This window comes from Bacillus sp. NS1 (genome assembly GCF_058248265.1).
On record NZ_JBZAZF010000003.1, the window covers coordinates 750,778 to 773,432 of the forward strand.

Consider the following 22,655-nt stretch of genomic DNA (forward strand, 5'->3'; position numbering starts at 1 on the left):
TTTTGGGTTTATTTGTTATATAATATTTTATCCTCTCATGCCATCTTCTCATTCTCCTTGCCATAAGGAGTGAGAGCAATGAATTTCCAATCCAACATTTCTGCATTTTTACAGGACAGCTTGTCCTACCACACCATACCGATTGTGGAGACCTTCACAGTCGATACGATGACACCCATTCAAATGATAGAGAAGCTCGACAGGGAGATTACGTATCTTCTTGAAAGCAAGGATGATACATCCAATTGGTCAAGATATTCGTTTATCGGCCTAAATCCATTCCTTACGATTAAAGAAGAGCAGAGCCGTTTTACAGCTACAGATCAGGCTGGCAGATTTCTTTACACAGGAAATGAACTTAAAGAAGTTCTGAATTGGATGAATACCATGTACAACATCAAAACGCCAGAGCTAGACATTCCTTTTGTCGGTGGAGCTGTCGGGTACTTAAGCTATGATATGATCCCGCTGATTGAGCCTTCTGTTCCTCCGCATACAAAAGAAACAGAAATGGAAAAGTGTATGCTGTTTGTTTGCCGGACATTAATTGCGTACGATCATGAAACCAAAAACGTCCACTTTATCCAATATGCAAGGCTCAATGGACAGGAGACCGAAAACGAAAAAAACGATGTGTTTCATCAAAATCATCAAGAACTTCAAGATATCATTGAAAAAATGATGGGTCAAAAAAACATAAAAGAGTTGTTTCTCTCTGCTGATTCATATAAGACACCCAGCTTTGAGACAGTATCTTCTAATTATGAAAAATCCGCTTTTATGGCTGATGTAGAAAAAATCAAAGAATATATAAAAGCGGGCGATATCTTCCAAGGCGTTCTGTCACAAAAATTTGAGATCCCGATAAAATCAGATGCCTTTGAGTTATACCGAGTGCTTAGGATCGTCAATCCTTCTCCTTATATGTATTATATGAAACTCCAAGACAGAGAAATAGTCGGCAGTTCTCCGGAACGGTTAATTCACGTTAAGGACGGTCACTTGGAAATCCATCCAATTGCGGGTACGAGAAAACGAGGCGCAGACAAAGAGGAGGATGAAAAACTCAAAGTTGAGCTGATGAAGGATGAAAAAGAAAAAGCGGAGCACTACATGCTCGTTGATCTTGCCCGGAACGATATCGGCAGAGTAGCAGAGTATGGATCTGTTTCTGTGCCGGAGTTCACAAAAATTGTCTCCTTTTCGCATGTCATGCACATTATTTCGGTGGTTACAGGCCGATTGCAGGAAGGGGTTCATCCTGTCGATGCACTGATGTCCGCTTTCCCGGCGGGAACTTTAACAGGTGCTCCCAAAATCCGTGCCATGCAGCTTTTGCAAGAGCTCGAGCCAACACCGAGAGAGACATACGGCGGCTGTATCGCCTACATCGGATTTGACGGTAATATCGACTCTTGTATTACGATTCGCACGATGAGCGTAAAGGACGGTGTTGCATCGATACAGGCAGGTGCTGGAATTGTTGCGGATTCTGTTCCGGAAGCCGAATACGAAGAAAGCTGTAATAAAGCCGGTGCGCTGCTGAAAACGATTCATATTGCAGAAGACATGTTCCATAGCAAGGAGGATAAAGGCGATGAACAAATTTCTACAATTGTGCGTTGACGGAAAAACACTCACTGCCAGAGAGGCAGAAGCGCTGATGAATATGATGATGACAGCGGAAATGGCTCCTTCTGAAATGGGCGGTATATTGTCTATTCTTGCTCATCGGGGGGAGACGCCAGAAGAGCTTGCGGGCTTTGTGAAGGCGATGCGGGCGCGCGCTCTTACAGTAGATGGACTTCCTGATGTTGTAGATACATGCGGAACCGGAGGAGACGGTATTTCCACTTTTAATATCTCAACGGCATCTGCAATTGTTGCCTCAGCAGCCGGTGCGAAAATTGCTAAGCACGGCAATCGCTCTGTCTCTTCTAAAAGCGGAAGCGCTGATGTTTTAGAGGAGCTAGAGGTTCCAATTCAAACCACTCCCGAAAAGGTCAAAAGCAGCATTGAAACAAACAACATGGGATTTCTTTTTGCGCCGCTTTATCATTCGTCTATGAAACATGTAGCGGCTACTAGAAAGGAACTAGGCTTCAGAACGGTATTTAATCTGCTCGGACCGCTCAGCAATCCTTTGCAGGCGAAGCGTCAGGTGATCGGGGTCTATTCCGCTGAAAAAGCGGGACTGATGGCAAGCGCACTGGAAACGTTTCAGCCGAAGCATGTCCTGTTCGTATCCAGCCGCGACGGTTTAGATGAGCTTTCAATTACAGCACCAACTGATGTGATTGAATTAAAGGGCGGAGAGCGCAGGGAATACACCGTTTCACCCGAAGATTTCGGTTTTACAAATGGCAGAATTGAAGATTTACAAGTGCAGTCACCGAAAGAGAGTGCCTGTCTCATTCAGAATATTTTTGAAAATAAAAGCAGCAGTTCCGCTTTATCTATTACTGCTTTTAATGCAGGGGCTGCGATATACACGGCGGGGATAACCGCCTCACTGAAGGAAGGTACGGAGCTCGCGTTAGAGACGATTACAAGCGGAGGCGCTGCTGCGCAGCTTGAACGACTAAAGCAGAAAGAGGAAGAGATCTATGCTTGAAAATATCATCAAACAAAAGAAAGAAGAAGTAAAAACACTGGTACTGCCGGAAGAGCAGCCTTTCGAAAAACGTTCATTTAAAGAGGCACTGTCAAGTCCGAATCGGTTTATCGGATTGATTGCCGAAGTGAAGAAAGCGTCACCGTCAAAAGGGCTTATTAAAGAGGATTTTGTCCCTGTGCAGATTGCAAAAGACTATGAAACTGCGCAGGCAGATGCGCTTTCCGTTTTAACAGACACTCCGTTTTTTCAAGGGAAAAACAGCTATTTATCAGACGTGAAATGCGCTGTTTCGATCCCTGTACTCAGAAAAGATTTTATTATTGATTCTCTTCAAGTGGAGGAATCGAAAAGAATCGGAGCTGATGCCATATTGTTAATCGGCGAAGTGCTAGATCCCTTACATCTTCATGAATTATATCTTGAAGCAGGTGAAAAGGAGATGGACGTGTTAGTAGAGGTTCATGATCCAACAACGCTTGAACAAATTTTGAAAGTATTTACGCCTGCTATTCTCGGCATAAACAATCGAAACCTAAAAACATTTGAAACCTCTATCAAACAGACAGAACAAATCGCTTCTCTTGCTCCAAAAGAATCACTGCTTGTCAGCGAAAGCGGAATCGGTTCTTTAGAACATTTAACATTTGTCAAAGAACATGGAGCACGAGCTGTGCTTATCGGTGAATCATTGATGAGACAAACATCACAGCAAAAAGCAATCCATGCTTTGTTTGGAGAGTGAGGATGTGAAGAAGCCGGCATTAAAATATTGCGGCATGCGGTCACTGCAGGATTTGCAGCTTGCAGCGGACTCACAGGCTGATTATCTGGGCTTTATTTTTGCTGAAAGCAAACGAAAAGTATCTCCGCAAAATGTGAAAAAGTGGCTGAGTCAAGTTCGTGTCGAAAAACAGGTTGCAGGGGTTTTTGTTAATGAATCGATAGAGACGATCTCACGCATTGCCGAAGACTTGAATCTCGACGTCATTCAGCTTCACGGTGATGAGGAACCTGCGGATGCCGATGCGCTTCGCATGCTGACAGATTGTGAAATATGGAAGGCGCTTCACCATCATGAGAACACAAGTCGAGAAATAGCCCACTTTAAAGATAATGTGGACGGCTTTGTGATTGATTCGTCTGTAAAAGGAGCAAGAGGCGGCACAGGTGTTTCTTTTTCTTGGGACTGTGTGCCGGAATACCAGCAGGCGGCTATAGGCAAACGTTTTTTTATCGCAGGCGGCGTGAATCCCGACACTGTCACAGACCTATTGAAATATCAGCCGGCAGGAATTGACCTTGCCAGCGGAATCGAAAAACACGGGAAAAAAGATCAGAATCTGATGAGGCTTTTAGAAGAAAGGATGAACCGATATGTATCCATATCCGAATGAAATAGGCAGGTACGGCGATTTTGGCGGGAAGTTTGTTCCGGAAACACTGATGCAGCCGTTAGAAGAAATTGAAACCGCATTTAAAGAGATCAAAGATGATCCTGTTTTTCGTAATGAATATTACAAGCTGTTAAATGATTATTCCGGCAGGCCGACTGCACTCACATTCGCTGATCGAGTTACTGAGTATTTCGGCGGCGCGAAAATTTATTTGAAACGGGAAGATTTGAACCATACAGGGTCTCATAAAATCAATAATGCGTTAGGTCAAGCGCTGCTCGCTAAGAAAATGGGAAAAACGAAAATCATTGCTGAAACCGGTGCAGGTCAACACGGCGTTGCTGCTGCGACAGTCGCAGCCAAATTCGGCTTTTCCTGTACCGTGTTTATGGGCGAGGAGGATGTTGCCCGCCAGTCTCTGAACGTTTTCCGCATGAAGCTTCTTGGAGCGGAAGTTGTGCCTGTAACGAGCGGAAACGGCACGTTGAAGGATGCCACAAATGAAGCGATTCGGTATTGGGTTCAACATTGCGAGGATCATTTTTACATGATTGGATCAGTTGTCGGACCGCACCCTTATCCGCAAGTGGTTCGTGAATTTCAAAAAATGATCGGAGAGGAAGCAAAGAATCAGCTGAAAAGCATTAATGGCGCTCTGCCTGATAAAGTAGTGGCGTGTGTAGGCGGAGGAAGCAATGCGATGGGCATGTTTCAGGCGTTTTTAGATGAAGATGTTGAACTGATCGGCGCTGAAGCAGCCGGAAAAGGAATTGATACTCCTCTTCATGCCGCTACTATTACGAAAGGAACCGTAGGCGTTATTCACGGTTCATTGACTTATCTCATTCAAGATGAGTTCGGGCAAATTATTGAGCCTTACTCCATTTCAGCAGGACTCGACTATCCTGGAATCGGTCCGGAGCACGCTTATTTGCATAAGAGCGGCCGTGTCACTTATGACAGTATTACAGATGAAGAAGCGGTGGATGCATTAAAACTCTTGTCAGAAAAAGAGGGGATTTTGCCGGCAATCGAATCTGCCCATGCGTTAGCAAAAGCATTCAAACTCGCTAAAGAGATGGATCGCGATCAAACCATTCTTGTCTGTTTATCAGGACGGGGAGATAAGGATGTCAACACATTAATGAATGTATTGGAAGAAGAGGTGAAAGCGCATGTTTAAATTAGATCTTCAACCATCAGAAAAATTGTTTATCCCATTTATTACGGCGGGAGATCCATCGCCTGAGGTTTCGGTTAAACTAGCGAAGTCTCTCCAAAAAGCAGGCGCCACGGCACTGGAGCTTGGTGTCGCATACTCAGACCCGCTTGCAGATGGTCCGGTGATCCAGCGGGCTTCAAAGCGGGCACTTGATCATGGAATGAATATCGTAAAGGCAATCGAATTAGGCGGAGAAATGAAAAAAAACGGCGTGAATATTCCGATTATCCTCTTTACGTATTATAATCCTGTGTTACAATTGAACAAAGAATACTTTTTCGCTTTACTGCGGGAAAATCATATTGACGGTCTGCTTGTGCCGGATTTGCCGTTAGAAGAAAGCGCCAGCCTTCAAGCGGAATGCAAAAGCCATGAAGTGACGTATATTTCTTTGGTTGCGCCGACAAGCGAAAGCCGTTTGAAAACCATTATTGAACAAGCCGAGGGCTTCGTCTACTGTGTATCTTCTCTAGGTGTGACCGGTGTCCGCCATGAGTTCAATTCATCCGTGTACCCGTTCATCCGGACAGTGAAGGATCTCAGCACTGTTCCGGTTGCTGTAGGGTTCGGTATATCAAACCGCGAACAGGTCATGAAGATGAATGAAATTTGTGACGGTGTCGTAGTGGGAAGTGCGCTCGTCAGAAAAATAGAAGAGCTAAAGGACCGGCTCATCAGCGCTGAAACGAGAGATCGAGCGCTGCAGGAGTTTAAAGATTACGCAACGGCGTTTGGCGGCTTGTACAGTTTAAAATGAGGTGACTGGATTTGCGTATCAAAGAACATTTAAAACAGCTGAAGCCTTATCAGCCTGGAAAGCCGATCGAAGCAGTGAAATTAGAATATGGCTTGGATAAAGTTGTGAAGCTTGCTTCAAATGAGAATCCGTACGGCTGTTCAGAAGCTGCAAAAGAGGCGCTTCATCATGAGATTCAACAGCTTGCCCTTTACCCGGACGGGTATAGCGCTGCTTTGCGGACAAGGCTCAGTGAGCACCTCAATGTCAGCGAAACATCACTTATTTTCGGAAACGGATCAGATGAAATCATTCAGATCATCTGCCGGGCATTTTTAAACGATAAAACCAACACGATTACTGCTGCCCCCACTTTTCCGCAATATAAACACAATGCGGTCATTGAAGGCGCTGAAGTTCGTGAAATTGCACTTCGTCCTGACGGTTCACATGATTTAGACGCCATGCTCGAAGCAATCGACGAACAGACACAAGTTGTTTGGATATGCAGCCCGAATAACCCGACTGGCACTTATACATCAGAAGGGGAATTACTCGCATTTCTGGAACACGTTCCTTCTCGTGTCCTCGTTGTTCTTGACGAAGCATATTATGAATATGTAACAGCAGAGGATTACCCGGAAACCGTGCCGCTTTTGAACAAGTATTCCAATCTGATGATTTTGCGCACATTTTCAAAGGCTTACGGTCTGGCAGCGCTCAGAGTCGGATACGGAATTGCTGATGAGAACCTGATTCGCCAGATTGAGCCGGCAAGAGAGCCATTTAACACGAGTCGTCTAGGTCAGGCTGCGGCGATTGCAGCGCTCGATGATCAAGCGTTTATTGCTTCCTGTGTCGAGCAAAATAATGCAGGCCTTCAGCAATATTATGATTTTGCGAAGACTCATGGTTTAAAGTGCTACCCTTCACAGACAAACTTTGTGTTAATTGACTTTAACCGTCCGGCCGATGAACTGTTTCAGGCTCTGCTGGAAAAAGGCTATATTGTCCGGTCGGGAAATGCATTGGGTTTCCCGACATCACTCCGGATTACGATCGGAACAAAAGAGCAAAATGAAGAAATTCTTGCAATTTTAGCTGAAATTTTATAAGAGGTGATCAAATATCACCTCTTTAGTCTATAAACCAGGTGATGACGTATGAATCGAATGAAAGATACAATATTGCTCGCCGGTCTCGGATTGATAGGCGGTTCAATTGCGTTAGCGATCAAAAAAGAGCATCCCGCCAAACGGATTATCGGAATCGACATCTCTGATGAACAGATAGTAGCCGCATTAAAGTTAGGTGTGATAGACGAGCGTGCTGATTCGTTTATTAGCGGTGCAAAAGAGGCAGCTACAGTAATCATTGCAACACCTGTCGAGCAAACCCTGCTTATGCTTGATGAGCTGGCTCATTCAGGAATTGAACATGAGCTTTTGATTACCGATGTAGGAAGCACAAAGCAAAAAGTGGTTCAGTACGCTGAGCAAGTGCTGCCTGGCCGCTATCAATTTGTCGGAGGGCATCCGATGGCGGGTTCACATAAATCAGGAGTGGCCGCTGCGAAGGAATTCCTGTTTGAAAATGCATTTTATATTTTAACACCGGGCCAGAAAACAGACAGACAAGCGGTAGAACAATTGAAAAACCTGCTGAAAGGGACGAATGCCCATTTTGTTGAAATGTCACCAGAAGAGCATGATGGCGTTACAAGCGTGATCAGCCATTTTCCGCATATTGTCGCAGCAAGCCTTGTTCATCAAACCCATCATTCGGAAGAGCTTTATCCGCTTGTTAAGCGTTTTGCTGCGGGCGGGTTCAGGGATATTACAAGGATTGCATCGAGCAGCCCGGCAATGTGGCGGGATATTCTATTACATAATAAAGATAAAATCTTGGACCGTTTTGATGAGTGGATTCATGAAATTGAAACGATCCGGACATATGTAGAACAAGAAGATGCGGAAAATCTATTTCGTTATTTTAAAATGGCCAAGGATTATCGCGATGGGCTGCCGCTTCGGCAGAAGGGCGCGATACCTGCATTTTACGATTTATACGTGGATGTTCCCGATCATCCGGGTGTGATTTCCGAGATAACAGCTATCTTAGCTGCGGAGCGCATCAGTATCACGAATATCCGCATTATTGAAACACGAGAAGATATTAATGGGATTTTAAGGATCAGTTTTCAGTCTGATGACGACCGCAAACGGGCAGAACAATGTATTGAAGCCCGGGCGGAATATGAAACTTTTTATGCTGATTGAGGTGGAAAATAATGAAAAGAGAAAAGGTGCAGGCCTTAAACGGAGAAATACACATTCCCGGCGATAAATCCATTTCCCATCGCTCCGTCATGTTTGGCGCGCTAGCGAAAGGCACAACAACTGTTAAAAACTTTTTGCCGGGAGCGGATTGTCTGAGCACAATCGATTGCTTTAGAAAAATGGGTGTTCAAATTGAGCAAAATGGCAGCGATGTAGTGATTCACGGAAAAGGAATCGATTCCCTGAGTGAGCCAGAAAGCCTTTTAGATGTCGGAAATTCAGGTACAACGATTCGCCTCATGCTCGGCATTTTGGCGGGCCGTCCTTTTTACAGCGCGGTAGCCGGAGATGAGAGCATTGCGAAGCGCCCAATGAAACGTGTAACTGAGCCTTTGAAGCAAATGGGGGCTAAAATCGACGGCAGAGCCGGCGGAGAATTTACACCGCTGTCAGTGAGCGGCGCTTCATTAAAAGGGATTGATTATGTATCACCTGTTGCAAGTGCGCAAATTAAATCTGCTGTTTTGCTGGCTGGATTACAGGCTGAGGGCACAACAACCGTCACAGAGCCTCATAAATCTCGGGACCATACTGAGCGGATGCTTTCTGCTTTTGGCGTTAAGCTTTCTGAAGATCAAACAAGAGTTTCCATTGTAGGAGGCCAGAAACTGACCGCTGCAGATATTTTTGTGCCTGGAGATATTTCTTCAGCGGCGTTTTTCCTTGCTGCGGGTGCAATGGTTCCAAACAGCAAGATTGTATTAAAAAACGTAGGTTTAAATCCGACTCGGACCGGTATCATTGACGTCCTTCAAAACATGGGGGCAAAACTTGAAGTCAAACCGTCTGCTGACAGCAGTGCAGAGCCTTATGGAGATTTGGTCATAGAAACGTCATCTCTAAAAGCGATTGAAATCGGAGGAGATATCATTCCGCGTTTAATTGATGAAATCCCTATCATTGCGCTTCTTGCGACTCAGGCGGAAGGAACCACCGTTATTAAGGATGCGGCTGAGCTGAAAGTAAAAGAAACAAACCGCATTGACACCGTGGTTTCTGAGCTTCGTAAGCTAGGTGCTGAGATTGAACCGACAGCAGATGGAATGAAGGTTTATGGCAAGCAAACACTGAAAGGCGGCGCAACAGTGTTCAGTCATGGGGATCATCGGATCGGAATGATGCTTGGTATCGCTTCCTGTATAACGGAGGAGCCAATTAAAATAGAGCAGACAGAGGCTATTCACGTTTCTTATCCGACCTTCTTCGAGCATTTAAATAAGCTATCAAACAAATCCTGAAGTTTTTGCTTCAGGATTTTTTGTGCAGATTGCCCGTGAGAATCATAATCTAAGACAAGAAAACATAGCTTGTCTTATAGAGGGAAAAGAAAAACGAAAAGGGGGGATGCGCTTGGCAGGTCAAAGAGCTGCTTTACTGTACAGAGGGCGATCTTCCTTTTTTTCATTTTCTATCTCAAGAACTTTTGGTAAACTAATAAGACTCAATAATTCCCTGCCGTACAGCAAGCATCTTATTTGCCGGGGGCTTTCGTCTGAATTATGATAAGATTAACCCGAACAAATAAAGCTTTTTTTGTATGGTTGATGTTGTATAGGAAAAGAAAGGACCGGTCCGATTTGAATACATTGATTCAAGAAGCCATAAAATTAGTTGAAGCAGGTGAAACAGAAAAAGGCCTCAACACTCTCTCGAAAGCTGAAAAACAGCTCCATGACGAAGACAAAGCCATTGCAGCCCAGCTTTATTACGAGTGGGGCAATGTAGAAAAAGCGATTTCGCTGATCAGTGATTTACATGATTTATATCCAAATGAAACAGAACTGACGAATTTTTACGCTGAACTTTTAATAGATATTGACGAAGAAGAAAAAGCCCTCGCTGTGCTTGAAACTATTCCGGAAACAGATCCATCCTATCCGGAAAGTTTGCTGCTTATGGCAGATCTTTATCAGATGCAGGGGTTATTCGAAGTCAGTGAACAAAAGCTTTTACAAGCAAAGTCCATTCTGGACAATGAACCCATTATTGATTTTGCACTGGGGGAGCTTTACTTTACACAGGGAGCTTATGCAAAAGCGGTTCAATATTTTAAAGCAACGGCTAAGGAGCAGAGTGAGATCGGAGGGGTTAATGTCCATCAAAGGCTGGCCGAATCGTTAAGTGCCTCAGGTGAATTTGAGGATGCCATTCCGTGGTACGAGAAAGCTGTTGATGAGAATCCTGATCCTAATACGATTTTTGGCTATGGGTTTACAGCCTTACAGGCGGGGCTTGTTAAAACAGCCATTAAGCAGCTGTCTGATTTAAAAGAACTTGATCCATCTTATTCTTCACTTTATATGCCGCTTTCGAAAAGCTATGAAGCTGAAGGGATGTATGAAGAGGCATTAAAAACGGCAAAAGAGGGTATCAGATATGATGAATATAACAAAGAGCTTTTCCTCTATGCTGCAAAAATGGCCTTGAAAATCGGGAAGTCGGAAGATGGGAAAAAGCTGCTTCAGGAGGCGCTTGCACTTGATCCGGGCTTCGTCGAGGCACTTCATACACTTCTTGCCGTGTATCATAAAGAAGAGGATTATGAACAGATCATTGATCTTATTCAAGAGGTGCGCGGCTATGGGGAAGAAGACCCGAAATACAATTGGTATCTTGCGAGCGCATATACCGAATTAGAGCAATACGGGAAAGCAAAACAATCCTTTGAGGCTGCCTTTCTTCACTACCGGGAGGACAGAGATTTCTTATATGAATACGCAAGCTTCCTATTAGAAGAAGGCCTGCAAAAAGAAGCGTTGCCGCTTTTGAAAAAGGTTCTTGAAATTGACGGGGCCAATGAAGAGCTGGAAGAAACGATTTTGCGAATCGAGGATGAATTTTCTAGATAAGCAGGAATGTTTACCATTCATGTGGAACATATAAGTATATAGATTATACGAACGATAGAGGAGGGAATTACATGCAGACCCCTGTTTCTGTCAATGAGAAAAAGGATTTTATCCGTTGGTTTTTAAACCATTATCAGTTAAAGCGCCGAGAGTGCGTTTGGATCCTGAACTACTTAATGAGCCATGATTCTCTCATGGAAAAGGTTCATTTTGTAGAGCAGGCAGAATTTTGCCCGAGAGGCATTATAATGTCAACACATTGTGTTGAAGAAGTTCCGTTTCGGTTCTATAAAGAGAATGTCATGACAACCGACGCGGAAAAATCTTTTCATGATATTAGATTAAATAAACAGCAGGATTTGTTTATCCAGCTTAATTTCCGTTCAGCTTACAGCTCACCTGAGTATGCTGCAGTACTGGAATCCAACCCTCATATTCCGAAGGATCTATATGAGAACAAAAAAGATCAGGGGTTGGCTGAACAAATTTTGGAGCACGCTATTTCCACATTCCAAAGAGAAAAGTTATTAAAAGATATTGACGATGCGTTAGATCGTCATGATAAAGAAGCATTTGAACAATTATCGCGCCAATTGAATCAGCTCACATAATTTGACCAGCCTTGCAGCGTATTGCAAGGCTTGTTGTCGTAAGGGGGAGAACGATGAGGTGGAGAATTACTGATGCCAAGGACTATTTACAAGCTAAGGATTACATTGATACCGCTGTCATCCCATTAATTAACATAAAGGTAGGCGGCCATTTCAAAATGGCGGCGGAGAAAGGCGAATTCACGCAGCTTCTGTCAGAAGAACTGGAAAGGCAGTTAAAGGGACGGGTATATTTACTGCCCCCTTATACATATGTTGATAGAAACGAAATAACCGTTCAAGGACTTAAGGATTTACGGGAAGAGCTTATATCAGAATTTCAGCATGTTGTGCTGCTCACGTCTGACGAAAATTGGAAAAGTGAGGATGCGTTAGGCAAAATCATTGTTACACCGTCTGTTCCGTTAGAGCATTTAAATGACTCTTTAAAAAGAAAAATATTGGATGAACGCACTGCTGAAATTTTGAACGTTTTGTTACAGTTGTGGAGCACTCCATAAAAACACTTACATTTCCTCATAAACAATATTTTGGCTATATTGACCTTGCTGAGAGATTCATATATTATGAGGGTGTCTAGAGTTATTGCAATATTTTCTATATTAGTCAGTTTGCAGGGGTGACCTAGAGGGGGGAGAAGTTATGGGCGGAAAACATGATATATCCAGACGTCAATTTTTGAATTATACGCTCACAGGCGTAGGGGGCTTTATGGCGGCTAGTATGCTCATGCCTATGGTTCGCTTTGCACTCGACCCGGTATTAAAATCGACAGGGAAGCAGGACATGGTTCAGGTTGTCAGCGTAGATGAGCTGACAAAAGAGCCGCAGCGCTTTGATTTCAAAATTAATCAAGTCGATGCCTGGTATGAGTCAGAAGAGTCAAGATCAGCCTGGGTCTTCAAAAGCGGGGATGAAATTGTAGCACTTTCGCCAATTTGTAAGCATTTAGGGTGTACGGTGAACTGGAATAGTGATCCTAAAAATCCGAATAAATTCTTTTGTCCATGCCATTACGGACTCTATGAAAAAGACGGCACCAATGTCCCGGGCACGCCACCGCTTGCGCCTCTTGATCATTATGAGCAAGAAGTAAAAGACGGCTTCCTGTATCTTGGAAAAGCAAAGCCTAAGGGGGAAGGGTGACATGCTGAACAAAATTTATGACTGGGTAGATGAGCGGCTTGATATTACACCGATGTGGAGGGATATTGCCGATCACGAAGTACCGGAACATGTGAATCCCGCCCATCATTTCTCTGCGTTTGTGTATTGCTTTGGGGGACTGACGTTTTTTGTAACCGTTATCCAAGTGTTATCTGGAATGTTTTTAACGATGTACTATGTGCCTGATATCAAAAATGCCTGGGAATCAGTATATTATTTGCAAAATGAAGTGGCATTCGGCCAGATTGTCAGGGGAATGCACCACTGGGGTGCGAGCCTGGTCATTGTGATGATGTTTTTACATACGCTGAGGGTCTTTTTCCAGGGGGCGTATAAAAAGCCGCGCGAGCTGAACTGGATTGTAGGTGTGCTGATCTTTTTTGTCATGCTTGGGCTTGGCTTTACAGGCTACTTGCTTCCATGGGACATGAAGGCTCTGTTTGCAACAAAAGTCGGGCTGCAGATCGCTGAAGCCACGCCTTTGATCGGGACGCAAGTCAAAACACTCCTTGCGGGGCACCCGGATATTGTAGGCGCCCAAACGCTGACTAGGTTTTTTGCGATCCATGTATTCTTTCTTCCTGCCGCATTGTTCGGGCTGATGGCTGCACATTTTATTATGATCCGGAAGCAGGGGATTTCAGGACCGCTTTAAACTCTTGATCTGCGAATAAAAGGGAGGGGATGACATGCACCGGGGCAAAGGGATGAAATTTGTAGGCGACTCAAGGATACCGGCTGAAAAAAAGCCGAATATACCGAAGGATTATTCGGAGTATCCTGGTAAAACAGAGGCTTTCTGGCCGAATTTCTTGTTGAAGGAATGGATGGTTGGGGCTGTCTTTCTGATCGGTTTTCTTGTTTTGACGATTGTGCATCAGCCGCCTTTGGAGCGGATGGCGGACCCGACTGATACAGGTTATATTCCGCTGCCGGATTGGTATTTTCTTTTCTTATACCAGTTGTTGAAGTATGAATACGCCGCTGGAAGTTTTACAGTGGTCGGTGCCATGATTATGCCGGGACTCGCTTTTGGCGCCCTGCTTTTGGCGCCGTTCCTTGACAGAGGAACAGAAAGAAGGCCGTGGAAGCGTCCTGTTGCTGTCGGTATGATGCTTCTTGCCATTTCCGCTGCTGTATTTTTAACATGGCAGTCAGTTGCTACTCACGACTGGGCCAAGGCAGAAGAACAGGGGAAAATCACAAAAGAAGCCGACATTGACACCAATGCAGAAGGATATAAGGTTTTTAAGGAGCAGGGCTGTATTTCTTGCCATGGGGATAACCTCCAAGGGGGAGCGGCCGGGCCTTCATTGGTTGACAGTGGACTGAAGCCGGACGAAATCAAAAAAATAGCTGTTGAAGGGAAAGGCAAAATGCCGGCGGGCGTGTTCAAAGGGAATGATAAGCAGCTTGAAGAACTTGCAAAATTTATTTCTGAAACAACCGCAAAATAACGTGTTGTGAATTGTGAAATGGAAGGATATACTTTTATTATCAAAAGCTGACTCGGCGTCAGCTTTTTTATATGGACACATTATTTTTACAGACTGAGAGTTGATTTGATGTGAAATGGTTTCAATATGTATTAGGACTGCGGCCGATGCTTATTCTTGTCTTAGCCATCAATTTTCTGGGAACAGTTTACGGATACTATTGGTACTTGCCGCAGCTTCTGGAGACACCGGCCCGTTTCCTGATTTTTGTGCCGGACAGTCCGACAGCAACGTTTTTCTTTCTGTTTGTGCTGCTCGCCTTTATCATGAAACGGAATGCTCCGCTCTTTGAGGCCCTTGCGCTAGTCACCCTCGTAAAGTATGGCCTATGGGCGGTCGCTATGAATTTTCTTGTGCTGGCTGTAGAAGGTGACTTGCCGTGGGAGGGCTATATGCTGATTGCCTCGCATTTTGCCATGGCAGTCCAAGGCGTGTTGTACAGTCCGTATTTTCGTTTTTCTTTTTGGCATCTTGCAATTGCTGCAGTCTGGACGCTGCACAACGATGTCATTGATTACTTGTTTGACATGATGCCGCAATACTCTATGCTTTCTGATTATATGACTGATATAGGGTACGGAACATTTTGGCTGAGCATTTTTTCAATTGGGATTGCTTACTTTCTTGTGGTCTCGAAAAAGCAAACAAAGCTTGAGCTGATGTAAAGACAATGTTGGTCTATCCTTGTCCCTTTCTTCATATTCTGTAAGGAGAGAGAGTGGGAGGGACCTGCATGAAACGAAAGCTGACGATCTGTTTGTTGATTGCTCTTATTTTTTATAATGGAAATGCCAAGGCTGCAGAGCGGGGAAGTCTCGAAGAATTGAACGATTTATCCGATACGGTCTTTCAAATGACCCGCCAGTCAAAATATGAAGAGGCGCTGCAAGTCCTTGCTTATTTTGAAAAAACATTAAAATCCGCTGAGAAAAAAAAGCAAGACACCATGCTAACTGGAGCCCAAATCCGCCAAATCACACTGGGCTATAATGATATGGTACGGAGTTTAAAGCAGGCTGATACATCAGATACACAAAAACTCAGAGCAGCCGCGCAGTTCAGAATGCTGATGGACGCAGTTGACAATCGGTCTGATCCGCTTTGGGGCTCACTGGAAAAACCGATTATGGAAGCCTTTGCTGAACTGAAGCAGGATGTCCAAAAGAATGAAAGTACGAGTTTTCATGAAAAATGGAATGAATTTATCAGTCTATATGATTTGATTTACCCCAGTCTCACAATCGATGTATCAGAGGATCAGCTTGAAACAGTCGGAAAACATATAGATGTCATTGAGCAAGAGGAATTTCAGCAAATGACCGAGAGCACGAAGCTTGAACGGCTTTCTCTTCTTCAGCATGATCTGAAAAATGTTTTTGACAGGGTGGAGGAGGATGATGCCGACCCGTCCTTACTCTGGGTGATCATCACAACCGGCAGTATCATCATTGCAGCTCTGACCTATGTCGGCTACAGAAAGTACAAAGCGGAGAAAAACAAGCTGAAAAAACGGGACTACCCTAAGTAAGTTTGAGGGGCGGCGGCAGCCGCCTTTTTTCTATCAAATGTCAGCGCGGAAGCGGATTTTTATTTTCATCAAGCGTAAATCCTTCTCCGAGCACATCGTGGACATCGCTTACCGCCACAAAGGCATGAGGATCAACGGAGTTAATCACACTTTTCAGCATCACCAATTCGTTTTTCGGCACAACACAATAAAGCACATCTATATCTTCTTTTGTATAGGAACCCTGTCCTTTCAAAATGGTGACGCCCCGTTCCATTTCTTCAAGAACCTTTTTCTGAATCAGATCGTTTTTCGAAGAGATAATCGTAGCGCCTTTAGCAGCGTATCCGCCTTCCTGAATAAAATCAATTAATCTTGCAGCTACAAATACAGCCACAAGGGTATACATCGCTTCTTTATAGGAGAGATAAGTAAGCAAAGACAAAATGATGACGCAGGCATCGAAAGAAAACATCGTTCTGCCCATCGGAATCCCAAAATATTTATTGACCAAACGGGCGATGATATCAACTCCGCCTGTCGTACCGCCGAACTTAAAAATAATTCCTAGTCCGGCTCCGATAAACACGCCGGCAAATAAAGCAGCGAGCGCTAAGTCGTGCTGAAGAGGCATATGTATTTCATATCGCTGAAAGATGCTGAGGAACAAAGACAAGGCTACAGTGCCGACAAGGGTGTAAACAAACATTGTTCTGCCAAGCAGACGCCAGCCGATAAAAAAGATCGGAATGTTCAACACCAGGTTCGAGATAGAGGGGCTGATGTGGAAAAGGGCATAAAGCAAAAGTGTAATACCTGTAAAACCGCCCTCAGCCAGATTGTTCTGCATATTGAAATGAACCAAGCCAAAAGAAAAAATTGCCGCTCCGATTAAAATGAAAAATATGTTTTTTAATCTAATTTCTCCAAGCATCACACAAAACCCCTTTTCCTTCCATTAGATAGCGTTTATATTATAGTGGATGAAAAAGAAAACAGCAAACGTGCTTAAACATTTGTCAAACGTATCTGAATTAGCTAACATGTAAGAGGATGATAGGAGGTTTCGTTTAGTGAGTGATAAAACAATGAAAGACATACAGGCTGAAGTAGACCGTTACATCGGCCAATTGAAAGAAGGATATTTCAGCCCGCTTGCCATGATGGCGAGGCTGACCGAAGAACTGGGCGAGCTTGCCAGAGAAGTGAATCACCGCTATGGAGAAAAACCAAAAAAAGCGACTGAAGATGATAAAAGCATGGAAGAGGAAATGGGCGATGTGCTGTTTGTATTGGTTTGCTTAGCCAACTCTCTTGATATCTCTTTAGAGGAAGCCCACGACCGAGTCATGCATAAATTTAATACTAGAGATAAAGATCGCTGGACCAGAAAAGAAGAAGGAAAGTAGAGGAGATCGAGATGTCAAACGAAACAATTAAAGTAGTCATTGCAGGACCGCGTGGAAGAATGGGGCAGGAAGCTGTTAAATTGACGGAACGAACACCTCATTTTAACCTTGTCGGGGCCATAGACCATACATACGACCAGCAAAAATTATCTGATGTGATGTCTGTTGAGTCAGATGCCCTCATTTACACAGATATCCGTGCATGTTTTACCGAAACACAGCCGGATGTATTAATTGATTTAACAACGCCTGAAATCGGGAAAGTACATACAAAAATTGCATTAGAGCACGGAGTTCGCCCGGTTGTCGGAACAACCGGTTTCTCAGAAGCTGATTTAAAAGAGCTCACATCTTTAACAGAAGAGAAGGGAATCGGAGCCATCATTGCTCCAAACTTTGCGCTTGGTGCAGTGCTGATGATGAAATTTTCGAAAATGGCTGCCAACTACTTTGAGGATGTTGAGATTATTGAGCTTCACCATGACCAGAAGCTTGACGCACCAAGCGGAACGGCGCTTAAAACAGCGGAAATGATTTCAGAAGTTCGTAAAGAAAAACAGCAAGGGCATCCGGATGAAAAAGAAATTCTCCCAGGAGCAAGAGGAGCGGAGCAAAACGGTATCCGCCTGCACAGCGTCCGTCTTCCGGGATTGATCGCACATCAGGAAGTCATGTTCGGCATGGATGGGCAAACGCTTCAGATCCGCCACGATTCCTATAATCGCGCTTCTTTCATGTCAGGTGTTAAACTTTCAGTCGAACAAGTCATGAAGATTGATCAGCTTGTGTACGGATTAGAAAATATCATTGATTAGACAGGGGGATAAATGATGAAAATTGCTTTAATCGCGCATGACAAGAAAAAACAGGATATGGTTCAATTTACGACTGCCTATCGTGATATTTTGAGGCATCATGATCTATACGCAACCGGCACAACAGGGCTGAAAATTCAAGAGGCGACAGGTCTTCAAATTGAACGTTTTCAATCCGGCCCTTTAGGGGGAGATCAGCAAATCGGCGCACTGATCGCGGCCAATGCACTTGATCTTGTCATCTTTCTGCGCGACCCGCTGACCGCGCAGCCGCATGAACCGGATGTCTCGGCATTAATCCGGTTATGTGATGTGTATTCCATTCCGCTCGCTACAAATATGGGTACTGCGGAGATTCTTGTCCGCACACTTGATGAAGGTGTTTTCGAATTCCGCGACCTTCTTCGGGGAGAAGAGCCGAATGTATAATGCTGACGTTCTTGCGTTTGGCGCTCACAGTGATGATGTCGAGATCGGAATGGGCGGCACAATCGCGAAGTTTGTCAAACAGGAAAAAAAAGTAATGATATGCGATTTGACTGAAGCGGAACTCTCTTCAAACGGAACGGTCAGTTTACGTAAAGAAGAAGCTGCTGAAGCAGCTCGTATATTAGGTGCAGAAAAAAGAATTCAGCTGGCGCTTCCGGACCGCGGCCTGATGATGAGTGATCAGGCAATTCGGGTGATTGTCAGTGTCATCAGAACGTACCGGCCAAAAGCAGTCTTTATGCCGTATAAAAAGGATCGCCATCCGGATCACGGCAATGCAGCTGCACTGGTGGAAGAGGCAATCTTTTCCGCAGGAATCCACAAATATAAAGACGAAAAAAGCCTTCCCGCGCATAAAGTAAGCAAGGTTTACTACTATATGATAAATGGTTTTCATCAGCCTGATTTTGTCATTGATATCTCGGATACAATAGAGGCCAAAAAACAGAGCCTCAATGCCTACAAAAGCCAGTTTATACCGTCAAAGGATTCAGTTTCAACTCCTCTGACGAATGGCTATATCGAAATCGTTGAAGCGAGAGAAAAGCTTTACGGTAAAGAAGCGGGTGTGAAGTATGCCGAGGGTTTCTTTTCCAAACGGATGCTGATGCTCGATCATGATGTGCTTGGGGGCGAACAATGAAAAAACTAAAAATAGGGATCACATGCTATCCGAGCGTCGGAGGCTCAGGTATCATTGCGACAGAACTGGGGAAGCAGCTTGCTGAAAAGGGACATGAAATCCATTTTATCACGTCAAGCATTCCGTTTAGACTAAATACATATCACCCCAATATTCACTTTCATGAAGTTGAGGTTAATCAATATGCTGTTTTTAAGTATCCTCCGTATGATTTGACATTGGCAAGCAAAATCGCTGAGGTGGCAGAACGGGAGAATTTAGACATTATCCATGCTCACTACGCTCTCCCGCATGCCGTTTGCGCCTATCTTGCAAAGCAGATGCTGAAACGCAATATCGGCATTGTAACAACTTTGCACGGCACGGATATCACGGTGTTAGGCTATGACCCGTCTCTCAAAGACCTTATCCGTTTTGCCATTGAGGCATCAGACAGGGTGACCGCTGTCTCCTCAGCGCTTGCAGCTGAAACGTATGATTTAATTAAACCGGAGAAAAAAATCGAAACGATTTATAACTTTATAGATGAGCGCGTGTATCTGAAGAAAAACACTGCCGCGATTAAAGAGAAACATGGTATTTTACCAGACGAAAAAGTCGTCATCCATGTGTCCAACTTTAGAAAAGTCAAACGCGTGCAGGACGTCATCCGTGTGTTCCGCAATATCGCCGGCAAAACGAAAGCGAAGCTGCTTTTAGTTGGAGACGGTCCAGAGAAATCGACAGCCTGTGAGCTAGTCAGAAAATATGGATTGGAAAACCAAGTTTTAATGCTTGGAAATCAAGATCGTGTTGAGGAACTTTATTCCATTAGCGATTTGAAGCTGCTGCTGTCTGAAAAAGAAAGCTTCGGCCTTGTCCTGCTTGAGGCGATGGCTTGCGGGGTGCCTTGTATCGGAACAAACATTGGCGGTATCCCGGAGGTTATTAAGAACAATGTGAGCGGGTTTTTGGTGGATGTCGGCGATGTTGCAGCCGCAACAGCCCGCGCGATGAGTATTTTAGAAGATGAACAGCTAAGCAAGCGTTTTACAAAGGCGGCAATGGAGATGCTCAAAAATGAATTTTCTTCACAAAAAATTGTCAGCCAGTATGAACAGATTTATGCCGATTTAGCAGAACCGGAGTGATAACATGGAACAAGTTTTTATCAAAGCACTTCCCGTGCTCCGCACCTTAATCGAAGCGGGCCACCAGGCTTATTTTGTCGGAGGCGCAGTTCGTGACAGCTATATGAAACGAACGGTCGGAGATGTCGATATCGCAACTGATGCAGCACCAGAACAAGTAGAACAGCTGTTTCAGCGGACGGTTGATGTAGGCAAAGAGCACGGGACGATTATTGTGCTCTGGGAAGATGAAACCTACGAAGTCACTACATTCCGGACTGAATCAGAGTATGAAGATTATAGAAGGCCGTCAGACGTGCAATTTATCACATCATTAGAAGAGGATTTAAAACGCAGAGATTTGACGATTAATGCGATGGCCATGACAACGGATGGGAAGGTGCTTGATTACTTTGGCGGCAAGAAAGATATTGATCAGAAACTAATTCGAACCGTCGGAAAGCCTGAGGACAGATTTCAAGAGGATGCGCTTCGTATGCTGAGAGCTGTACGCTTTATGAGCCAGCTTGGCTTTACGCTTTCACTAGAAACAGAAGAAGCCATCACGAAAGAAAAATCACTCCTATCCCATGTTTCAGTTGAACGAAAGACAATAGAGTTTGAGAAACTGCTGCAGGGAAGAGCGTCCCGCCAGGCGCTTCAAACGCTTATTCAAACGGGACTGTACGAGGAACTGCCTGGTTTTTATCATAAACGAGAGAACCTGCTTGCAGCGAGTGAGTTTCCGTTTCACTCTTTAACATCCCGTGAAGAGCTTTGGGCTGCGCTTTTAATTGATCTTGAAGTAGATTTGAAAGATGCGCCGCTTTTCCTGAAAGCATGGAAGCTCCCGGGAAAAGTGATGAAGGAAGCCGTTCACATTGCCCATACGTTTGGCCAGAGACTTGACGCTATGTCAATGTACAAAGCAGGGGGGAAATCACTTCTTTCAGCGGCAAAAATATCGCAGCTTCGGCAAAACGAAAAACTGGATGAAGAAAAACTGAAAGACATTCAATACGCTTATCAAAGCCTGCCGATCAAAAGCCTTAAGGATCTTGATATCACGGGTAAGGATTTGCTTGCGCTTCGAAACCGGCCTGCCGGGAAATGGGTGTCGGAAGAATTACAGCGGATCGAGCAGGCTGTTGTGACAGGAAAGCTCTCCAATCAAAAGAAACACATAGAGGAGTGGCTGAAGACATGCGGTCAACATTAAGAAAAGACCTTATTGAATTATTTTCTCAGGCCGGAAATGAATTTATTTCCGGCCAAAAAATCAGCGATGCCCTCGGCTGTTCCCGAACTGCTGTGTGGAAGCATATTGAAGAGCTTCGGAAAGAGGGCTATGAAGTAGAAGCCGTTAGAAGAAAAGGATATCGGCTCATCAAAAAGCCCGGGAAACTCAGTGAAAGTGAAATTCGCTTCGGTTTGAAAACGGAAGTGATGGGCCAGCATCTAATTTATCAAGACGTTATATCAAGCACGCAAAAAAAGGCGCATGAGCTTGCGAATAATAACGCACCGGAAGGAACTCTCGTGGTGGCTGACAAACAAACAGCCGGCAGAGGCCGAATGTCTAGGGTATGGCATTCTCAAGAGGGAAACGGCATTTGGATGAGCCTCATTTTGCGGCCTGACATTCCGCTCCAAAAAACACCGCAGCTCACATTACTGGCTGCAGTAGCTGTTGTGCAGGGAATAGAAGAGGCAGCAGGCATCCAAACGGATATTAAATGGCCTAATGATATTTTGATTAACGGAAAAAAAACAGTCGGCATCTTAACAGAAATGCAGGCCGAGGAAGATCGCGTACGTTCAGTCATTATCGGGATCGGAATTAACGTGAACCAGCAGTCTGATGATTTTCCAGATGAACTGAAGGACATCGCGACAAGCCTCAGCCAAGCTGCCGGAGAAAAAATTGACCGGGCCGGCGTCATCCAGCATATTTTACTTTGCTTTGAAAAACGGTACCGGGATTATATGACACACGGTTTTACACCAATTAAGCTTTTATGGGAAAGCTATGCGTTGGGAATCGGCACTCATATGAGAGCCAGAACGTTAAACGGAACCTTTTACGGGAAGGCGTTAGGTATAGATGATGAAGGCGTTCTTCTTTTAGAAACGCAGGAAGGCATTAAAAAAATCTATTCTGCCGATATTGAATTGGGTTAATGTATTGGTACAAGCCCGTTGATTTTGGTATACTTCCATTGGGCAGTATCGCCTGCGAACTGCACCTATTA

Annotated in this window: 25 protein-coding genes; 24 read left to right on the forward strand and 1 reads right to left on the reverse strand. The window is 44.4% G+C overall.

Going from position 1 to position 22,655, the window contains the following annotated elements:
* Positions 1-78 precede the first annotated feature (78 nt).
* The 17 genes from trpE (at position 79) to ypjB (ending at position 15,959) form a co-directional block, all read left to right on the forward strand.
* Positions 79-1,626, forward strand: a complete 1,548-nt coding sequence (trpE, locus tag AC4CV5_RS14415; protein WP_490923071.1) for an anthranilate synthase component I — start codon at positions 79-81, stop codon at positions 1,624-1,626.
* A complete protein-coding gene (gene trpD / locus AC4CV5_RS14420) occupies positions 1,598-2,614 on the forward strand; it encodes an anthranilate phosphoribosyltransferase (RefSeq protein ID WP_222143070.1) in 1,017 nt (338 codons plus the stop codon). The genes trpE and trpD overlap by 29 nt, the downstream gene beginning before the upstream one ends.
* On the forward strand, positions 2,607-3,359 hold the full coding sequence (trpC, locus tag AC4CV5_RS14425) for an indole-3-glycerol phosphate synthase TrpC (protein ID WP_222143069.1): 753 nt from the start codon (positions 2,607-2,609) through the stop codon (positions 3,357-3,359). The genes trpD and trpC overlap by 8 nt, the downstream gene beginning before the upstream one ends.
* A gap of 4 nt (positions 3,360-3,363) precedes the next feature.
* A complete protein-coding gene (locus tag AC4CV5_RS14430) occupies positions 3,364-4,011 on the forward strand; it encodes a phosphoribosylanthranilate isomerase (RefSeq protein WP_490923072.1) in 648 nt (215 codons plus the stop codon).
* Positions 3,992-5,194: a tryptophan synthase subunit beta gene (trpB, locus tag AC4CV5_RS14435; RefSeq protein WP_166851356.1), complete on the forward strand. Its 1,203-nt coding sequence runs from the start codon at positions 3,992-3,994 to the stop codon at positions 5,192-5,194. Before AC4CV5_RS14430 ends, trpB begins: the two co-directional genes overlap by 20 nt.
* Positions 5,187-5,990, forward strand: a complete 804-nt coding sequence (trpA, locus tag AC4CV5_RS14440; RefSeq protein ID WP_166851359.1) for a tryptophan synthase subunit alpha — start codon at positions 5,187-5,189, stop codon at positions 5,988-5,990. Before trpB ends, trpA begins: the two co-directional genes overlap by 8 nt.
* Before the next feature lie 11 nt (positions 5,991-6,001).
* Positions 6,002-7,084, forward strand: a complete 1,083-nt coding sequence (hisC, locus tag AC4CV5_RS14445; RefSeq protein WP_166851362.1) for a histidinol-phosphate transaminase — start codon at positions 6,002-6,004, stop codon at positions 7,082-7,084.
* A 48-nt stretch (positions 7,085-7,132) separates the two neighbouring features.
* The gene (locus tag AC4CV5_RS14450; protein WP_490923075.1) at positions 7,133-8,248 is read left to right on the forward strand and encodes a prephenate dehydrogenase; all 1,116 of its coding nucleotides are present in this window, start codon (positions 7,133-7,135) and stop codon (positions 8,246-8,248) included.
* An 11-nt stretch (positions 8,249-8,259) separates the two neighbouring features.
* Positions 8,260-9,546, forward strand: coding sequence for a 3-phosphoshikimate 1-carboxyvinyltransferase (aroA, locus tag AC4CV5_RS14455; RefSeq protein ID WP_490923076.1), 1,287 nt, complete (start codon positions 8,260-8,262; stop codon positions 9,544-9,546).
* 339 nt (positions 9,547-9,885) lie between these two features.
* Positions 9,886-11,157, forward strand: coding sequence for a tetratricopeptide repeat protein (locus AC4CV5_RS14460; RefSeq protein ID WP_222143065.1), 1,272 nt, complete (start codon positions 9,886-9,888; stop codon positions 11,155-11,157).
* Positions 11,158-11,228: 71 nt separating this feature from the next.
* Positions 11,229-11,768 (forward strand): ReoY family proteolytic degradation factor, encoded by a 540-nt coding sequence (locus AC4CV5_RS14465; RefSeq protein ID WP_087986937.1) that lies wholly within the window; start codon positions 11,229-11,231, stop codon positions 11,766-11,768.
* 53 nt (positions 11,769-11,821) lie between these two features.
* Positions 11,822-12,268: a YpiF family protein gene (locus AC4CV5_RS14470; RefSeq protein ID WP_222143064.1), complete on the forward strand. Its 447-nt coding sequence runs from the start codon at positions 11,822-11,824 to the stop codon at positions 12,266-12,268.
* Between the two features lie 142 nt (positions 12,269-12,410).
* A complete protein-coding gene (locus tag AC4CV5_RS14475; protein WP_222143063.1) occupies positions 12,411-12,914 on the forward strand; it encodes a Rieske (2Fe-2S) protein in 504 nt (167 codons plus the stop codon).
* A 1-nt stretch (position 12,915) separates the two neighbouring features.
* The gene (gene qcrB, locus AC4CV5_RS14480) at positions 12,916-13,590 is read left to right on the forward strand and encodes a menaquinol-cytochrome c reductase cytochrome b subunit (RefSeq protein WP_003225560.1); all 675 of its coding nucleotides are present in this window, start codon (positions 12,916-12,918) and stop codon (positions 13,588-13,590) included.
* Positions 13,591-13,624: 34 nt separating this feature from the next.
* A complete protein-coding gene (locus AC4CV5_RS14485) occupies positions 13,625-14,392 on the forward strand; it encodes a menaquinol-cytochrome c reductase cytochrome b/c subunit (RefSeq protein ID WP_003225562.1) in 768 nt (255 codons plus the stop codon).
* Between the two features lie 110 nt (positions 14,393-14,502).
* Positions 14,503-15,096 (forward strand): lipoprotein heptaprenylglyceryl N-acetyltransferase LhaT, encoded by a 594-nt coding sequence (lhaT, locus tag AC4CV5_RS14490; RefSeq protein ID WP_490923080.1) that lies wholly within the window; start codon positions 14,503-14,505, stop codon positions 15,094-15,096.
* A 68-nt stretch (positions 15,097-15,164) separates the two neighbouring features.
* A complete protein-coding gene (gene ypjB / locus AC4CV5_RS14495) occupies positions 15,165-15,959 on the forward strand; it encodes a sporulation protein YpjB (RefSeq protein ID WP_166851386.1) in 795 nt (264 codons plus the stop codon).
* Between the two features lie 40 nt (positions 15,960-15,999).
* On the opposite strand, the gene AC4CV5_RS14500 is transcribed toward ypjB, so the two are convergent.
* Positions 16,000-16,872 carry a YitT family protein gene (locus AC4CV5_RS14500; protein ID WP_490923081.1) on the reverse strand — a complete coding sequence of 291 codons (873 nt, stop codon included), beginning with the start codon at positions 16,870-16,872 and terminating at the stop codon, positions 16,000-16,002.
* Positions 16,873-17,011: 139 nt separating this feature from the next.
* Between AC4CV5_RS14500 and AC4CV5_RS14505 the strand changes: the two genes are divergently transcribed.
* Genes AC4CV5_RS14505 through AC4CV5_RS14535 form a run of 7 tightly spaced genes read left to right on the forward strand, consistent with a single transcriptional unit; the run spans position 17,012 to position 22,584 of the window.
* Positions 17,012-17,347, forward strand: a complete 336-nt coding sequence (locus AC4CV5_RS14505; protein WP_490923082.1) for a nucleotide pyrophosphohydrolase — start codon at positions 17,012-17,014, stop codon at positions 17,345-17,347.
* 11 nt (positions 17,348-17,358) lie between these two features.
* A complete protein-coding gene (gene dapB, locus AC4CV5_RS14510) occupies positions 17,359-18,162 on the forward strand; it encodes a 4-hydroxy-tetrahydrodipicolinate reductase (protein WP_166851392.1) in 804 nt (267 codons plus the stop codon).
* Between the two features lie 15 nt (positions 18,163-18,177).
* Positions 18,178-18,591: a methylglyoxal synthase gene (mgsA, locus tag AC4CV5_RS14515; protein ID WP_003225572.1), complete on the forward strand. Its 414-nt coding sequence runs from the start codon at positions 18,178-18,180 to the stop codon at positions 18,589-18,591.
* Positions 18,584-19,294 carry a bacillithiol biosynthesis deacetylase BshB1 gene (gene bshB1, locus AC4CV5_RS14520; RefSeq protein WP_373923211.1) on the forward strand — a complete coding sequence of 237 codons (711 nt, stop codon included), beginning with the start codon at positions 18,584-18,586 and terminating at the stop codon, positions 19,292-19,294. The genes mgsA and bshB1 overlap by 8 nt, the downstream gene beginning before the upstream one ends.
* A complete protein-coding gene (bshA, locus tag AC4CV5_RS14525) occupies positions 19,291-20,424 on the forward strand; it encodes an N-acetyl-alpha-D-glucosaminyl L-malate synthase BshA (RefSeq protein ID WP_222143058.1) in 1,134 nt (377 codons plus the stop codon). Before bshB1 ends, bshA begins: the two co-directional genes overlap by 4 nt.
* A gap of 4 nt (positions 20,425-20,428) precedes the next feature.
* Complete coding sequence (locus AC4CV5_RS14530) at positions 20,429-21,622, forward strand: CCA tRNA nucleotidyltransferase (RefSeq protein ID WP_166851401.1); 1,194 nt, start codon at positions 20,429-20,431, stop codon at positions 21,620-21,622.
* Positions 21,607-22,584, forward strand: coding sequence for a biotin--[acetyl-CoA-carboxylase] ligase (locus AC4CV5_RS14535; protein WP_166851404.1), 978 nt, complete (start codon positions 21,607-21,609; stop codon positions 22,582-22,584). Before AC4CV5_RS14530 ends, AC4CV5_RS14535 begins: the two co-directional genes overlap by 16 nt.
* Positions 22,585-22,655 lie beyond the last annotated feature (71 nt).

Bases quoted from the DNA above. Each gene is read 5' to 3' on its own strand.
- AC4CV5_RS14470 (WP_222143064.1), top strand. From the start codon at position 11,822: ATGAGGTGGAGAATTACTGATGCCAAGGACTATTTACAAGCTAAGGAT.
- ypjB (WP_166851386.1), top strand. From the start codon at position 15,165: ATGAAACGAAAGCTGACGATCTGTTTGTTGATTGCTCTTATTTTTTAT.
- AC4CV5_RS14500 (WP_490923081.1), bottom strand. From the start codon at position 16,872: ATGCTTGGAGAAATTAGATTAAAAAACATATTTTTCATTTTAATCGGA.
- qcrB (WP_003225560.1), top strand. From the start codon at position 12,916: ATGCTGAACAAAATTTATGACTGGGTAGATGAGCGGCTTGATATTACA.
- AC4CV5_RS14475 (WP_222143063.1), top strand. From the start codon at position 12,411: ATGGGCGGAAAACATGATATATCCAGACGTCAATTTTTGAATTATACG.
- trpD (WP_222143070.1), top strand. From the start codon at position 1,598: ATGAACAAATTTCTACAATTGTGCGTTGACGGAAAAACACTCACTGCC.
- bshB1 (WP_373923211.1), top strand. From the start codon at position 18,584: ATGTATAATGCTGACGTTCTTGCGTTTGGCGCTCACAGTGATGATGTC.
- AC4CV5_RS14450 (WP_490923075.1), top strand. From the start codon at position 7,133: ATGAATCGAATGAAAGATACAATATTGCTCGCCGGTCTCGGATTGATA.
- trpA (WP_166851359.1), top strand. From the start codon at position 5,187: ATGTTTAAATTAGATCTTCAACCATCAGAAAAATTGTTTATCCCATTT.
- AC4CV5_RS14465 (WP_087986937.1), top strand. From the start codon at position 11,229: ATGCAGACCCCTGTTTCTGTCAATGAGAAAAAGGATTTTATCCGTTGG.
- AC4CV5_RS14535 (WP_166851404.1), top strand. From the start codon at position 21,607: ATGCGGTCAACATTAAGAAAAGACCTTATTGAATTATTTTCTCAGGCC.
- trpE (WP_490923071.1), top strand. From the start codon at position 79: ATGAATTTCCAATCCAACATTTCTGCATTTTTACAGGACAGCTTGTCC.
- bshA (WP_222143058.1), top strand. From the start codon at position 19,291: ATGAAAAAACTAAAAATAGGGATCACATGCTATCCGAGCGTCGGAGGC.
- trpB (WP_166851356.1), top strand. From the start codon at position 3,992: ATGTATCCATATCCGAATGAAATAGGCAGGTACGGCGATTTTGGCGGG.
- mgsA (WP_003225572.1), top strand. From the start codon at position 18,178: ATGAAAATTGCTTTAATCGCGCATGACAAGAAAAAACAGGATATGGTT.
- trpC (WP_222143069.1), top strand. From the start codon at position 2,607: ATGCTTGAAAATATCATCAAACAAAAGAAAGAAGAAGTAAAAACACTG.
- dapB (WP_166851392.1), top strand. From the start codon at position 17,359: ATGTCAAACGAAACAATTAAAGTAGTCATTGCAGGACCGCGTGGAAGA.
- AC4CV5_RS14485 (WP_003225562.1), top strand. From the start codon at position 13,625: ATGCACCGGGGCAAAGGGATGAAATTTGTAGGCGACTCAAGGATACCG.
- aroA (WP_490923076.1), top strand. From the start codon at position 8,260: ATGAAAAGAGAAAAGGTGCAGGCCTTAAACGGAGAAATACACATTCCC.
- AC4CV5_RS14530 (WP_166851401.1), top strand. From the start codon at position 20,429: ATGGAACAAGTTTTTATCAAAGCACTTCCCGTGCTCCGCACCTTAATC.